Source organism: Paenibacillus sp. Y280, from assembly GCF_056786335.1.
The window spans coordinates 108,233-121,769 of the sequence record NZ_JBXCIW010000008.1 but is presented as its reverse complement, the minus strand read 5'-3'; the positions used below and the strand labels follow the sequence as shown (position 1 = coordinate 121,769).

Below are 13,537 nucleotides of genomic sequence, written 5' to 3'. Positions count from 1 at the left end.
CTTCTTTTTGTTACCGCTACTCGGTTACGTGGAACGGCTTGAGGAACAGCTTCGGAATTTCTGTTTCGAAGCGCACAAGCTTGCCAGTAATCGGATGCGTGAAGGCGAGTACGCGAGCATGTAGTCCGAGCCTGCCGATAATTCGCGTGCGTGCGCCGTACTTTTTGTCGCCGACGACCGGATGGCCGATATCCTCCATATGAACGCGAATTTGGTTTTTGCGGCCGGTTTCGAGGTTCACCTCGAGCAGAGAGAAGTTTTTATTGGCGCGCAGCACTTTGTAGTGGGTAACGGCGTGCAAACCGTCATTCGGGTGAGAGCTTGAGTACATCTTGAGCGTCTTGCTTTCCTTCAGCCATGAGGTGACGGTTCCTTGCTCCTTCTTAACGGCACCTTCAACTAGCGCGACATAGATCCGCTCTTGAACCGAATCCTGCCAGCTGTTTTGCAGCTGCTGCTGAACCGCTTCGCTCTTTGCGAACATCATGACGCCCGATGTGTCGCGGTCTAGCCGATGAACGACAAAAATCCGGTTTTTCGTATTTTCCACCCGTACATGTGCTGTTAGCTGACGATAGGCGGTAACTTCATGCTCCGGTGCAGCGTCTGACGATATGGACAGGAGTCCGGCTTCCTTCTTAATGACGATAATATGCTCATCCTCGAACATAATAGTGAGCCCTTCAAGCGGAATCTTCTCCTGCGGCCGTTCTTTTCCAACGGTAACCGTCTGGCCGGGCTCCAGCGGATAGTTATATGCGGTAGTCGATTTCCCGCTAACGGATACCTGACCGTGCGCCAAAATCGATTTAACGACATTTCGTCCCGCACCGGAAATGTTTTTTATAAGAAAAGGCAGCAGCTCCATCGGTTCTGTGACCGGATAGGACTTGCTCTTATCTGCCTGTGATTGAGGAGCTCCGCGCTTTTTTCCCCTGTGCATGCTTAAAAACCTCCTAGATTCAATGCTCCTACTATACCACGAGTGAAGGCTTCAGTTCTAATCTTCTATTTGGCTCCTTTCTGCTAGTTATGAAAACCGATTTCATAGACAAAGCATTAGTAGGAATGGTAGGATAAATGGTAGAGATATCATCTGGTTAAATTGTGAAATATTGGAGGAAACTACCGCGTGAAAATCAAACTTTATCAAACTTTGCTCAGTCCATTGCTAGTAGCTGGCTTATTGCTGGCGCCATTGCCAGGACTCACCGACAGCTCCGCTGCGGCGGCTAGCGTCTCTAGCAAGGCGACAGCTTCCAAAGCTCAACAATTGCAGGTTGTAGTGGACGGCAAGAAGCTTACGCTCTCTGCAGCGGCTTTCGCTGAGAAAGGTGTAACCTTTGTACCGATGCGTGATATTTTTACGGCGCTTGACGCTTCCGTAACCTGGGAGAGCAAGACGCAGACGATAATCGGACGTAAAGGCAATTTATCTATATCCCTTAAGGTAGGCAATAAGCAAGCGGTCATTAATGGTAAAACAGTGAAGCTTGATGCGCCGGCAGTCGTTCGCAAGGGCGTTACATTCGTACCGGTTCGTTTCATATCCGAAGCTTTCAGCGCTGCAGTCAAATGGGACAGCGCCGCTAACGCCGTTCGGATTACATCGCCGGAGGCCGCTGAGGAAGCTGAAGACAACGAGTGGCTCGAGCAGCAGAAAAATCGACCTAAGCTTTCAAGCCAAGAAATCGTAGACAAATATGATGAGAGCATCGTTATGATCACAACGAATCGCGGGCAGGGCAGCGGGGTAATCATTGGCGAAAACCTAATCATTACGAATTATCATGTTATCGTTGACGCAGCCTCCGCAACAGCACTTACCCTTGATGGCGAAGAGCTGAAAATTACAGGCGTAGCCAGCTATAATGAGAAAGCGGATCTGGCCATCATCAAAACAGAAAAGGCAATCGGCTTGCCGGAGATTGAGCTGGGCTATGGCCTAAACACCTATAAAGGCAACAGAGTCATCGCGATTGGAAGTCCATTAGGCTTGCAAAATACGGTTTCCGACGGCCTTGTCAGCAGCATTTTTTTCGAGGATGACATTCGTTACATACAGACAAGCGCGCCAATCGATCACGGAAGCTCTGGCGGAGCGTTGTTTAACGAGTATGGCGACCTAGTAGGCATTACAGCAAGCGGCTATTCAGATGCAAGTGCTGATCTAAACTTTGCTGTTTCGGTTATTCACGCGGCTAATCTACAAAGCGAAATGACTGATGAACAAATAGCGAACGCTAAGTTTTTACCTTCCAGCTTGCCGGAGACACTGGTTGGCGTATCGTTGACCGATATTGAGAAGCTGCTCAAGGATCAATATTCTTCCTTGTCGACAGATGATGGCTTGGCGGCGTTTACCAAATGGGAAGCGAAGCGCGATGCTCCAGGATGGCTAGTGCTGACAGCTGATATTGATCCGTTTTTCTACATGTATTACGGACCTAAATCGGCGGAGGAGCTTCGGGTATGGACGATTAATTTAGGCTATGAGTTCCATCGAATGCTGCCTGATGATAAAATTCGAGTTGTTATTTCCTTCCAGCGTGATTACGGCTTCGAGCCGCGCGATTTTGCTGCGGGTGAAGTCACATCGCTAGCCAGCGATAAGTGGCGGGTACGTTTTCCGGTCATCGACATGCAGCTTAAGGATGAGCTATTTATAAAAGTTAGAGATTAATGGAAGTGAGGCATCTGCTGCTGCGATTTGCAGCAACGGGTGCCTCTTCTTTTTTTCTTTTTTTTTCGGTACAATAGAAGGCATCTTGCTATGAGCGCAGTGAGCTGTCACTTATCGCGCTTCATAAGCAAATGCTTAAGTTAGAGAGGTTATGCTGCTATGAAAGTGGTACTGTCCACATTAAATGCTAAGTTTATACACACGTCACTGGCGCTGCGCTGCTTGAAGGCGTTCAGCGGAGACCGATTCGATATCGATATTGCTGAGTATACAATCAAAGATCCGGTGATGAACATCGTGTCGGATATTTTCTCGCGCAAGCCTGATGTAGTCGGATTCTCCTGCTATATCTGGAACATCGAAGAGACGATTACCGTCATCAATATGCTGCGCAAAATCATGCCCGAAATTAAGATCATCCTCGGCGGCCCGGAAGTCAGCTACGATATGGACTACTGGATGGAGCGCGTGCAAGAGGTTGACTTTATCGTGGTTGGGGAAGGCGAGGAGACGTTCCATCACTTGCTGACTGAGATCGAGGGGGATGGCAAATACCATATGGTATTTGGGGTTACCTACCGGAAGCAGCGCGAGGACCGCGTCGAGGTGCTGATTAATCCGCCCCGTCCGAAGCTGAACCTGAACGAGCTGCCGTCGCCGCATCGCTTTGAGGAGGATATTCCTCATTTGGGGAGCCGTGTCGTTTATTTTGAGACAAGCCGCGGCTGTCCGTTCAGCTGCCAATTTTGCCTATCCAGCATCGAGGTTGGCGTTCGTTACTACGATATGGAGCGGACGAAGGCGGATATTTTGTATTTGATCGAAAAAGGCGCAAAGCTCATCAAGTTTGTCGATCGAACGTTCAATATCAAGAGGGACTACGCGCTCGAAATATTCGAATTTTTAATCAAAAACCATCAAGGCTGCGTCTTTCAATTTGAAATTACGGCAGACATCATGCGGCCAGAAGTGCTTGACTACTTGGCTGAAAATGCGCCTCCTGGCATATTCCGCTTCGAAATCGGCGTACAGTCAACAAATGATCCGACAAACGAAGCGGTTCAGCGCCGTCAAAATTGGATGAAACTCGTTCGTACTGTTATGAAGGTGAAAAACTCGCAAAAGATCGATCAGCATCTCGATTTGATTGCCGGTCTGCCGCTTGAAAATTACGATACGTTCCGCGGCACGTTCAACGACGTATTCGAGCTGCGTCCCGAGGAGCTTCAGCTTGGCTTCCTCAAAATGCTGCGAGGCACCGGCCTGCGCCGCGAAGCGGACAAATGGGGCTATATTTATATGGATAGATCGCCCTATGAAATGCTCGGCAATGATTTAATGCCCTTTGGCGATATCGTTCGCATCAAGCGGGTAGAGGATGTGCTCGAGAAATACTGGAACGCGCATCGGATGGATCATACGCTGCTCTATTTAGTAGATCGCGTATTCCCTTCGCCGTTTGATTTCTTCCAGGCGTTCGGCGATTTCTGGGAGCGGAGCGGCTGGCAGAAGATCGGTCACCAGCTTGAGGATTTGTACGCCAGGCTATGGGCGTTTCTTCAAACGCTGCCGCTGCCAGGGAAGAAGGCAATCGATTCCCTTCCGTCGCTGCAGGATGATTCGAAGAAAGCTGCCTATACCTTCGACGAGGTGCTTGCAATTGCTGGATCGCGCCTTGATGCCGATGTCGTGCTCGGGCTAATGAAATATGATTATTTCCTTAATCATAATTACAAGCCCCGCAAAACCTGGTGGGAGTTTACGATGGACAAGTCCGTATGGAGCGGCTGGATGCGCCGTCTTGCGGAACGTCCAGACGATGTATCTGCTGAATTTGCAGCTTTGCGCTTTGGCGAGAAGGAGCTTCATAAGCATGCGGTAATCGAGAGGCTGCCATTTGATCTGGCTACATTCCTTGCAACCGGAGAGGTCGTACGGGAGAAGCATACACTGCTTGTCGTATTGTACGCGCTTGAGGCTGGCAGCAGCAAGCCGAAGCCGCGTCCGTTCACGTTGTCGATCGAAGTAGGGCAAGGAGCTTTGCAAGGATAGCTTTATGCAAAATAAAACGGGGCGTTCCAAAGGTCATAATTGACCTTTTGGCACGCCCCTTCTTCTTGCAATATTTAAGCAGGAACAACGCTGCGCAGAACCGTCATGCTGCCCGAAAGCGTGTAGTCGCCAAGATTAGCTGGAAGCAGGAAGCACTCGCCCGCTTTGACAGACTGTTCGCCGTCCGCCCATTTCAAACGGCCTTCACCTTCCGCGATGACTAGAATAACGAAGCTCTCTAGCGAAGTAGATAGCTCCCAAGGAGCGGCTACGATCCCTTTTTCTACGATAAAGTAAGGGGAAGATGCGATATTGAGCCATTCGCCAGCGACCGCATTGTCGGTTTTCATACGCTGAGCGCCAGCGCCTTTGTAGGCGATAACGTTTAGTGAATCTTCAATATGAAGCTCGCGCAGCTGACCGTCAAGGCCTGGCCGGTCGTAGTCAAACAAACGATAGGTCGTATCGGAGTTTTGCTGAATTTCAGCTACTACAACACCAGAGCATAATGCATGAACAGTACCGGCAGGAATATAAAAGGCATCGCCAGCTTCGACGGATACCTCCTGCAGCGTATCCATAATGCGGCCTTCTGCGATAGCGGCCTCCATAGAGGCGCGGTCAACGCTGTCTTTCAAGCCGTAAATGATTTTGGCGCCCGGCTTAGCATCAAGAATGTACCACATTTCGGTCTTGCCGAGCTCGCCCTCGGGGAGACCCTCGTAGACGTCCGTAGGATGCACTTGAATAGATAGATCATCATTGCAATCGAGCAGTTTAATAAGGAGCGGGAAACGTCCGTTTTTCTCAGAGAAGCCCTGTGTGCCGAACCAAACGCGGCCGTAGTTTTCACGAATCTGGTCAAGGCCAGCGCCTGCAAGCTCGCCGTTCATCACTTTCGTTGTGCCGTTAGGGTGATCGCCAATCATCCACCCTTCGCCGATAGACCCTTCAGGCAGCTCAAGACCAAAGCTCTCAAGCGCGCGTCCTCCCCAAATGCGTTCTTTCATTTCCGGTTTGAATTGCAGCGGATAAGGTTTTACTGTCATAAGTTATCTCTCCCATGTCGGTTGTATGTATTGATGTTACTTTTCTAAAACTACCCTTAAGCATAGGTTGAACAAGTAACGGTGAAAAGGGACGTAATGACCAAAATAATTATATGAACTGCGTCTTGCGCCTCGTTACTTAGCAGCTGTCGGCCGTTTCTCGAGAGCGACGAGATACGGTGCAGCAGGTCGCTGCGATTGGCGGTAAGTTACCGCCTGTGCAAGTGATTGCGGAAGCTGCGCAGCCCAAGCTTCTACGGAGGCTGCTTCTTCAGCGCCGCCAGGATGTCCTGGATATAATACGCAGGTTACGATACCGCCCGAGCGCAGCAGCCGAATAGCTGCATCTAGCGCCGCCAGCGTCGAAGCGGGCTCCGTTATGATCGTGAGGTCGCTGCTTCCCGGCAAGTAGCCGAGGTTGAACATTACTGCGGAGACTTGTCCAACGATTGCTGGATCAACCGCATCAGCCATCCTTGCATGACTCTCAAGCACTAGCTTCACGTCAGGCAGCTTGCAGCCGCCTTCGATAGCGTAGAGGCGCTCACGGGTACGGTCGAGCGCCTCCTGCTGGATATCGAAGGCATACACGGTACCGTTTGGTCCGACGAGCGCTGCAAGCGCCTGCGTATCGATGCCTCCGCCAGCGGTTGCATCAATGACGATATCGCCAGGGGAGGTCCGCTCGGCGATCCACTTGTGCGCCATGCTCAGCACCGAAAGAAAGCCCATTATGCACCTCCAATCGCTGCTGCTGACAGGAATAAGTCCTTGCTTATGCACCAAGAGCAGCTAAATTTACTATCGTACATTCCAATTAGACCTCCTGCTGCCATAGCTTGCCCTGCCAGGTGTTGCGTCGCTTCAGCTCGTCGTCGAAGGCGTTCAGCACTACCCATTTCTTAAGGCTCCACATAGGACCGATGAGCAGATCGCGCGGCGCATCGCCTGTTAGTCGGTGAACGATCAATTCGGGCGGCAAAAACTCCAGCGTGTCAACGATCAAATTCACATATTCATCCTGCTCAAGGAATTGCAGCAGCCCAGCCTCGTACTGACGGACCATAGGCGTCTTACGCATAAGGTGAAGCAAATGGATCTTGATTCCCTGCACATCCATTTTGGCGACGGCGCGACCGGTGTCGAGCATCATTTCATGGGTTTCCTGAGGAAGACCATAAATAATATGCGCGCATACGCGTATGCCGCGCTCGCGCAGACGCCTCACGGCATCGAGATAGCAGGCTGTATCATGCGCCCTGTTGATCAGCTCGGAAGTGGATTCATGCACCGTCTGAAGCCCCATCTCCACCCAAAGGTAGGTACGCTCATTCAGCTCCGCCAAATAATCGACGACATCATCAGGCAAGCAGTCGGGGCGTGTAGCAATCGAAAGGCCGACTACGCCGGGCTGCTGCAAAATCACTTCATAATATTCGCGAAGCTCTTCTACGGGCGCATATGTATTCGTATAAGCTTGGAAGTAGCCGATGTACTGGGCATCGGGCCACTTCTGATGCTGGCGATCGCGTATGTTATTGAACTGCGTAACGAGGTCATCCCGTCTGCTGCCGGCAAAATCGCCTGAGCCGCGAGCGCTGCAAAACGTACAGCCGCCCTTAGCAATTGACCCGTCGCGGTTTGGGCAAGTAAAGCCGGCATCGAGCATCACCTTAAAAACTTTGCCGCCAAACTGCTCCCGCATTTCGTAATTCCATGTATGAAATCGTTTATCGCCCCACAGCATTGTCTCTTGCGACGATGTGCGTAGTTCAATCATCATTTTCCCCTTCTTTCAAGACGTACATCCTATATTTTAGCGAAAAGCGAGTGGAAAAGCCACGTTTGTTGTAAGTCGGACCGAAGAACGTTCGGAAACCGCTTTATTTGGAAATTATTTTTGAAAATGGTCATTTTGGGCTTGCATAACCTTACATGAAGTGTTATATTAAAAGTGCGACAAAACAACAAAAAAACCTAACATATCCCAATTGCACCTGCATTCATGAAACGTCGATTAAATGGAAATACTTTTTTAAATAAATCGATGAGGTGATTAGAGATGAATAACGTATCCAAAATTTTACGCGGCGACGACACGGTTACTGTCGAGCTGACTGTTAAAGAACTGATGGCGCTTACGGGTGTCCGTTTTCACAATAACCATGGAGTAGAAATTTCTGCACGGAAGAAATTGAACGAAGTGTTGGTCGAAACTTATGAGCGCGATCAGCAAGAGAACGGTCCGATTCCCTACCAGCTGCTGCTTTAAAACATAAGCCGTGCAGCAAAATACACAACATGCAAGCCGCAGTGCCGTAATATGGCCGCGGCTTTTTTCTATAATAAGAAGGTTTGTCCGAGTTGCTTAACCATTCCTCTTTACTTTGCACTCATTCTTCGGCACAATAAGGACTAGTCTATTCGTTGCATCGTCTACGATAAATGGAGGAATCACTGCATATGCGTTTAAGAGGAAGAAAAGGTATTCGCGAGAGTCTAGAGGGACAGCCGGAGCTAGTAGTGCTCGATGCTGCGCCACACAAAGGAAAGTGGAATGAGTTTTTCGGCAACGATCAGCCTATTTATGTAGAGCTGGGTATGGGCAAGGGCCGTTTTATCAGCCAGATGAGCGCACGTTATCCGCACATCAACTTTATTGGCGTTGATATGTACGACGAGCTGCTTCGCCGCGCGAGCGAGAAAGCACGAATCGTTTGGGAGCAAAAAGGGGAGTCGCATCCGCCGAACCTGGCGCTGCTGCGTGCCAATATCGAAGGCATTGAGACGATGTTCGCGCCAGGCGAAATCGAACGCGTTCATCTTAACTTTAGCGACCCATGGCCAAAGAGCAAGCATGCGCGCCGGAGATTAACGCATCCTAGGCTCGTTGCGAAATATATCGAGCTGCTGAACGAGCGCGGCGAGATTCATTTTAAGACAGATTCGCAATCGTTGTTTGAGTTTTCATTGAACAGCTTCGCGGAAATGGAGCTTATCATGCGTAATATTTCGCTCCATCTACACAAAGAAGGTCCTAGAGAGGACCTTGTGTTTACCGAGTATGAGATGAAATTTATGGAAAAAGGGCAAAATATTTATCGTGTAGAAGCGGTAATCGGCGCTGAAGCGCTGAGGAAGCACCGCGAGGCGAGGCATGAGAAGTCGATTAAGGAAGAGGCGGAAGCGATCGAAGCAGATTCGAACGATTTCGATGAGGAAGACAACTAGTTCAGTCCAATAGCTGGTCCAACCCAGGAATAATTGACCGCGAGAGCAGTTACCGTTCCGATGAGTGCGCCTGCCGCAACGTCGGACGGATAATGCAACCCAAGATACATCCTCGACCATCCAACCGAAACTCCGATTATTAAGGCTAATGGCACCATCAGAGTGAGCCAAATGCCGCTCGTGAGCAAAATAGGTACAAGCCAAGCAAAAATAGCTGTTGTATGACCGGATGGGAAGGAAGAATCCATCAGCGGCTTATGACCGGTATTTACTCCCTGCAAGGCCTGATAAGGTCGAAGCCGTTTGAATTTGCGTTTGACGATTGCAACTGGCAAGTGGCTAATGATGACGGCAGCCAAGCATTGCCAGCCAGTTATGCTCCAAGGAGTCGGTGCTAGAATTGCATATATAAGGGCGGTTGCAAGCGTAAAAGTGGCGCCGCCCATATGTGTGACCGTACTTAACCATTTGCCTAGGAGTCGATGTCTTTTCCCCCCTGCAGGTCTCCGATTTGCCCAAATCAGCACTTTTTGCTCACTTGTCTTCAGCCAGCCTATCATTCGTTCCATCGCTGTTGTCCTCCTAACGGTGGCTAAAATTGTAACTTATTTCTTCTTAGTATTGTAATAAAATCAATTTTAGCATGTTTTTGTTCGCTGAGCGTAAACTATTTCTTGTCCCAATATTAAAGTTTAGCATAGCTTGGTATAAATAATGATTTTCAAATTGCTGTTTAATAATGTGCAGTTGATGGTAAAACTGTAATGGACATATTTCCACGCGTTAAGGCAAATAATGTCGAAATAGCGAAAGGTGTCATTTTGATTCCTCATGTTCACCTGTTCGTCACATAGTCGCTTCTCAATCCCAGAAACATTTTCACACATTTTATCGTAAATAAGGACGTTAGTGCTAAAAAGTCAGCAAATGGTTGAAAATAAGACTGAGCCGTCGTAAAAGGAGGTAATGCGTTCATTGATATGCCATGCAAGCGTTTTTCTGACGAGATTAAGCATAATCGAGACTAATTCAACTTTTGACAAAGAAGTTGTTTCTGTGGAGAATCAATAAAGATCCGCGAGTGTTTGCAGAGAAACACTCATAACAGAGAGAAAATATATAATAAAAGCTTGCAGCAGCCGTGAACGAATGCTGAAAAGAGCAAAAAAAATGGGGTCTCAAGGGGGCAGTACCGCATGGTTCTGAGTGTTATTTTTATTGCATTTCAAGTAGTAATGGCGTTAATCGCGGTTTATCAATTCAGCATTTCCATCTTCGGCTTGGCCAAAAACATAAGCCGGAAGCATCACGCACCGCAAAAATCATTTGCCGTGCTAGTCGCAGCTCACAACGAAGAAAAAGTAGTCGGAGCGCTAATCGAGAATTTGAAAAAAATGGACTATCCAGAAGAACTATACGATATATTTGTTATTTGCGATAACTGTACAGACGGTACGGCCGATATAAGCCGGAGCCATGGCGTCAACGCCTGCGAGAGAACGAATCAGCTTCTGCGCGGTAAAGGCTATGCTATTGAATGGATGCTCAAAGAGCTGTGGGCTTTGCCCCGCCAGTACGATGCAATTGTCATGTTCGACGCCGATAATTTAGTAAATCCTGATTTCTTGCAGCTGATGAACAATGATTTGTGCGAGGGCCATAAGGTTATTCAAGGTTATTTGGATACAAAAAATCCGGATGACTCATGGGTTACTGCAGCATATGGCATTACCTATTGGTACTGCAACAGATTGTGGCAGCTGTCCAGAACGAATTTGAAAATGGCCAACTTTCTCGGCGGTACCGGCATGTGCTTTGATTCGTTGCTGCTGAAGGATATGGGCTGGGGAGCTACAAGCCTCGTTGAGGATTTGGAGTTCTCAATGCGCTGCGTGAAGCGCGACATCTATCCCGTGCTGAACTACGATGCCAAAGTATACGACGAGAAGCCAGTTACGTTTAAAGCTTCCGCAAGGCAGCGTCTGCGCTGGATGCAAGGACATTTTAACGTGGCGCGCAATTATTTTTTTCCGCTCCTTTGGGCGAGTATCAAGGAGCGCAACTTTGTAAAGTTTGATTCGGCGATCTACTCGATCTCCGTTTACAACACGTTGCTCGGCTTTCTTTTGACGTTGATTATTTGGATCGATATCGCGCTGCCGTCTACGAATTACTTGGATTCGCTGTACAACTACGTGCCGTGGTGGGTAGTCGGTATCGCTGCTGTCGCATCAATCATTCAATTCCCGCTTGCGCTGATGCTTGAAGGCGTGAAGTCGTGGAAGATGTATGCGCATCTGCTGACATTGCCGTTCTTCCTAATCTCTTGGTGGCCGATTACATTCTATGCTTTCTTTACTCAGAACAACAAAACATGGAGCCACACGCAGCATACGCGCGTCGTTCGCATTGAGGAAGTACAGAGCAAATAGAGAAAAGCGGACTTTACAGTAGCTTGAAAAATCTTTTGCATAAGCGGTTGACATAGCTTCGTAGGCCATGGTATAGTAACACGGTAACATTTTCAACTAACTAAATGACGCACAAGCAGAAGCACCCGCTTCTCACCTTTCGGCTTAAGCTGACTGGTTCGCGATAATCGATTGGTCACTCCATTGTTTCGAATTGAAATGATGCACTGACATACATGTACGGTTATGAGATGCGGGTTCGAGCGAACCCGCATTTTTTTATTGCGTAAAAACATGAAACAAACCATTTTTGGAGGTGGCACGTTATTAGCAGAGAACATCAAATCAATGATGAAATCCGGGCCAGAGAAGTACGTTTAGTAGGCGCTGAAGGTGAGCAAATCGGTATCAAATCGATTCGCGATGCCTTGCAGATGGCTATTGAACTTAATTTGGACTTGGTGAACGTCGCTCCGACGGCAAAGCCGCCGGTATGCCGCATCATGGACTACGGTAAGTTCCGTTATGAGCAGCAAAAGAAAGAAAAAGAAGCTCGCAAAAACCAAAAGATCGTTGATCTTAAGGAAGTTTGGTTCCGCGCCAACATTGATGAAAATGACTACCAAACGAAATATCGCAACGTCGTTAAGTTTCTGGGTGAAGGCGATAAAGTGAAAGCATCCGTTAGATTCCGCGGCCGTGAGATTGCGCATGCATCTCTAGGACAAAAGATTTTGGATCGTCTTTCAAAAGAAGTTGCCGAATTATGCAGCGTTGAGCGCGCTCCTAAGCTGGAAGGCCGGAGCATGATTATGATTTTGGCACCCAAAACCAACAGCTAACAACTGATGAAGAACTTTAAGGAGGATAACTGATATGCCTAAGATGAAAACTCACAGCAGTCTGAAAGACCGCTTTAAAATTACTGGAACTGGTAAAGTAAAACGTTACAAAGCTTACCGTAACCACTTGCTTTCACACAAATCCGGTCGTCAAAAACGCGTACTTGCTGGCCAACCGATTATGGCTGCTGGCGACGTTCGTCGTTTGAAGCAAGGCCTTTCCAACTTGTAATATAAAGCAACAACAAATAAGCTAATTCAACCTACAGGAGGTTTCCATTCATGGCAAGAGTCAAAGGCGGATTTGTCCGCACTCGTCGTCGCAAAAGAATTCTAAAGCTAGCTAAAGGTTATTTCGGTTCGAAACATCGTCTGTTTAAAACAGCGAAGGAGCAAGTTGGTAAGTCCCTTATGTACGCTTACCGTGACCGTCGCAACAAAAAACGCGACATCCGCAGACTGTGGATCGTTCGTATCAACGCGGCAGCTCGCATCAACGGACTTTCGTACAACAAATTCATGCACGGCTTGAAACTTGCGGGCGTAGAAGTTAACCGCAAAATCCTTGCTGACCTGGCAGTTAACGATATCACTTCGTTCAACTCGCTTGCAGGCATCGCAAAAGAGAAAATTAACGCATAGACGTTAACGTATAAAGGCTGTCCAGGTTGTCGCTTCGACGACTATTGGACAGCCTTTTTTTAATATATTCGATCGAAAACAATGAGGAAGCGGCAAGCGGCTCTAACTCTAGCATTTTTAGCAGGCAATGCGTACATTTATTAGAATAGAGGACAAACAAACAGACGGAATCCGCTTTCCCGGAATAAGCTAAAGGACAACGGGAAAGGAGGGATTTCGCATGCGTAACGTTTCCAAACAAGAAGTACGGAAACTGGTCGGCAAATCCATTTATGCAGTACGTCCTGACGGCTCAGTCGTCACGGGCAAGCTCGTTCGTGTTAGCCAAAACAAATTGGTTGTAGCTCCCCTAAAAAGAGATAAGGGCAAGGTTGTGCAAACCAAAGCTATTATACCTCTCGTATTATTTGATCTTCTAGCAATCGGCACGCTTCCACTTTGGGGCGGCGGCTTTGGGGGAGGCTTCGGAGGAAAGGGCGGTAAGGGAGGCAATTGCTGCAACAACAACTTTAACCAATGCGGAGGTTACGGCAGTCAAGGCTACAACAGCTATGACAACCAAGGCTACGGTTACGGCAATCAAAGCTACGGTTATGGCAACCAAAACTATAACGGGTTTTAATGGCG

14 protein-coding genes and 1 other annotated feature are annotated in these 13,537 nt (G+C 48.3%); of the genes, 9 read left to right on the top strand and 5 right to left on the bottom strand.

Going from position 1 to position 13,537, the window contains the following annotated elements; all coding sequences use genetic code 11:
- Positions 1-16: 16 nt before the first annotated feature.
- The gene (locus tag AC1TPC_RS13040; protein WP_482067275.1) at positions 17-943 is read right to left on the bottom strand and encodes an RluA family pseudouridine synthase; all 927 of its coding nucleotides are present in this window, start codon (positions 941-943) and stop codon (positions 17-19) included.
- 189 nt (positions 944-1,132) lie between these two features.
- Between AC1TPC_RS13040 and AC1TPC_RS13035 the strand changes: the two genes are divergently transcribed.
- Both AC1TPC_RS13035 and AC1TPC_RS13030 read left to right on the top strand, forming a co-directional pair.
- Positions 1,133-2,683, top strand: a complete 1,551-nt coding sequence (locus AC1TPC_RS13035; protein ID WP_482067274.1) for a stalk domain-containing protein — start codon at positions 1,133-1,135, stop codon at positions 2,681-2,683.
- Positions 2,684-2,842: 159 nt separating this feature from the next.
- Positions 2,843-4,735: a B12-binding domain-containing radical SAM protein gene (locus tag AC1TPC_RS13030; protein ID WP_482067273.1), complete on the top strand. Its 1,893-nt coding sequence runs from the start codon at positions 2,843-2,845 to the stop codon at positions 4,733-4,735.
- A 74-nt stretch (positions 4,736-4,809) separates the two neighbouring features.
- On the opposite strand, the gene AC1TPC_RS13025 is transcribed toward AC1TPC_RS13030, so the two are convergent.
- The 3 genes from AC1TPC_RS13025 to mnmL form a co-directional block, all read right to left on the bottom strand.
- Positions 4,810-5,784 carry a type I phosphomannose isomerase catalytic subunit gene (locus AC1TPC_RS13025; protein ID WP_482067272.1) on the bottom strand — a complete coding sequence of 325 codons (975 nt, stop codon included), beginning with the start codon at positions 5,782-5,784 and terminating at the stop codon, positions 4,810-4,812.
- A 135-nt stretch (positions 5,785-5,919) separates the two neighbouring features.
- Entirely contained in the window at positions 5,920-6,516 is a 597-nt protein-coding gene (gene mnmM, locus AC1TPC_RS13020; protein WP_482067271.1) for a tRNA 5-(aminomethyl)-2-thiouridylate-methyltransferase MnmM, read from the bottom strand.
- Positions 6,517-6,601: 85 nt separating this feature from the next.
- Entirely contained in the window at positions 6,602-7,564 is a 963-nt protein-coding gene (mnmL, locus tag AC1TPC_RS13015) for a tRNA modification radical SAM protein MnmL/YtqA (RefSeq protein ID WP_482067398.1), read from the bottom strand.
- 282 nt (positions 7,565-7,846) lie between these two features.
- On the opposite strand from mnmL, the gene AC1TPC_RS13010 reads away from it, so the two are divergent.
- Positions 7,847-8,056, top strand: coding sequence for a hypothetical protein (locus tag AC1TPC_RS13010; RefSeq protein WP_053374526.1), 210 nt, complete (start codon positions 7,847-7,849; stop codon positions 8,054-8,056).
- Positions 8,057-8,247: 191 nt separating this feature from the next.
- Positions 8,248-9,015 (top strand): tRNA (guanosine(46)-N7)-methyltransferase TrmB, encoded by a 768-nt coding sequence (trmB, locus tag AC1TPC_RS13005; RefSeq protein WP_482067270.1) that lies wholly within the window; start codon positions 8,248-8,250, stop codon positions 9,013-9,015.
- Here the strand turns inward: trmB and AC1TPC_RS13000 are convergent.
- Positions 9,012-9,584, bottom strand: a complete 573-nt coding sequence (locus AC1TPC_RS13000) for a phosphatase PAP2 family protein (protein WP_482067269.1) — start codon at positions 9,582-9,584, stop codon at positions 9,012-9,014. The two genes, trmB and AC1TPC_RS13000, sit on opposite strands and share 4 nt — an antisense overlap.
- Positions 9,585-10,211: 627 nt before the next feature.
- Between AC1TPC_RS13000 and AC1TPC_RS12995 the strand changes: the two genes are divergently transcribed.
- From AC1TPC_RS12995 to AC1TPC_RS12975, 5 genes are all read left to right on the top strand, one after another.
- Positions 10,212-11,447 (top strand): glycosyltransferase family 2 protein, encoded by a 1,236-nt coding sequence (locus AC1TPC_RS12995; RefSeq protein WP_482067268.1) that lies wholly within the window; start codon positions 10,212-10,214, stop codon positions 11,445-11,447.
- A gap of 107 nt (positions 11,448-11,554) precedes the next feature.
- Positions 11,555-11,713, top strand: a sequence feature (ribosomal protein L20 leader region).
- A gap of 57 nt (positions 11,714-11,770) precedes the next feature.
- The gene (infC, locus tag AC1TPC_RS12990) at positions 11,771-12,268 is read left to right on the top strand and encodes a translation initiation factor IF-3 (protein ID WP_053374530.1); all 498 of its coding nucleotides are present in this window, start codon (positions 11,771-11,773) and stop codon (positions 12,266-12,268) included.
- Positions 12,269-12,302: 34 nt separating this feature from the next.
- Complete coding sequence (gene rpmI / locus AC1TPC_RS12985) at positions 12,303-12,500, top strand: 50S ribosomal protein L35 (protein WP_482067267.1); 198 nt, start codon at positions 12,303-12,305, stop codon at positions 12,498-12,500.
- Positions 12,501-12,550: 50 nt separating this feature from the next.
- Positions 12,551-12,910, top strand: coding sequence for a 50S ribosomal protein L20 (gene rplT, locus AC1TPC_RS12980; RefSeq protein WP_053374532.1), 360 nt, complete (start codon positions 12,551-12,553; stop codon positions 12,908-12,910).
- A 220-nt stretch (positions 12,911-13,130) separates the two neighbouring features.
- Positions 13,131-13,532, top strand: a complete 402-nt coding sequence (locus AC1TPC_RS12975; RefSeq protein WP_482067266.1) for a hypothetical protein — start codon at positions 13,131-13,133, stop codon at positions 13,530-13,532.
- Positions 13,533-13,537: the final 5 nt, after the last annotated feature.

Coding starts and splice junctions, on each gene's coding strand:
- trmB (WP_482067270.1), top strand. CDS start 8,248: ATGCGTTTAAGAGGAAGAAAAGGTATTCGCGAGAGTCTAGAGGGACAG.
- AC1TPC_RS13000 (WP_482067269.1), bottom strand. CDS start 9,584: ATGGAACGAATGATAGGCTGGCTGAAGACAAGTGAGCAAAAAGTGCTG.
- AC1TPC_RS13040 (WP_482067275.1), bottom strand. CDS start 943: ATGCACAGGGGAAAAAAGCGCGGAGCTCCTCAATCACAGGCAGATAAG.
- AC1TPC_RS12975 (WP_482067266.1), top strand. CDS start 13,131: ATGCGTAACGTTTCCAAACAAGAAGTACGGAAACTGGTCGGCAAATCC.
- AC1TPC_RS13010 (WP_053374526.1), top strand. CDS start 7,847: ATGAATAACGTATCCAAAATTTTACGCGGCGACGACACGGTTACTGTC.
- AC1TPC_RS13025 (WP_482067272.1), bottom strand. CDS start 5,784: ATGACAGTAAAACCTTATCCGCTGCAATTCAAACCGGAAATGAAAGAA.
- mnmM (WP_482067271.1), bottom strand. CDS start 6,516: ATGGGCTTTCTTTCGGTGCTGAGCATGGCGCACAAGTGGATCGCCGAG.
- AC1TPC_RS12995 (WP_482067268.1), top strand. CDS start 10,212: ATGGTTCTGAGTGTTATTTTTATTGCATTTCAAGTAGTAATGGCGTTA.
- AC1TPC_RS13030 (WP_482067273.1), top strand. CDS start 2,843: ATGAAAGTGGTACTGTCCACATTAAATGCTAAGTTTATACACACGTCA.
- mnmL (WP_482067398.1), bottom strand. CDS start 7,564: ATGATTGAACTACGCACATCGTCGCAAGAGACAATGCTGTGGGGCGAT.
- rpmI (WP_482067267.1), top strand. CDS start 12,303: ATGCCTAAGATGAAAACTCACAGCAGTCTGAAAGACCGCTTTAAAATT.
- rplT (WP_053374532.1), top strand. CDS start 12,551: ATGGCAAGAGTCAAAGGCGGATTTGTCCGCACTCGTCGTCGCAAAAGA.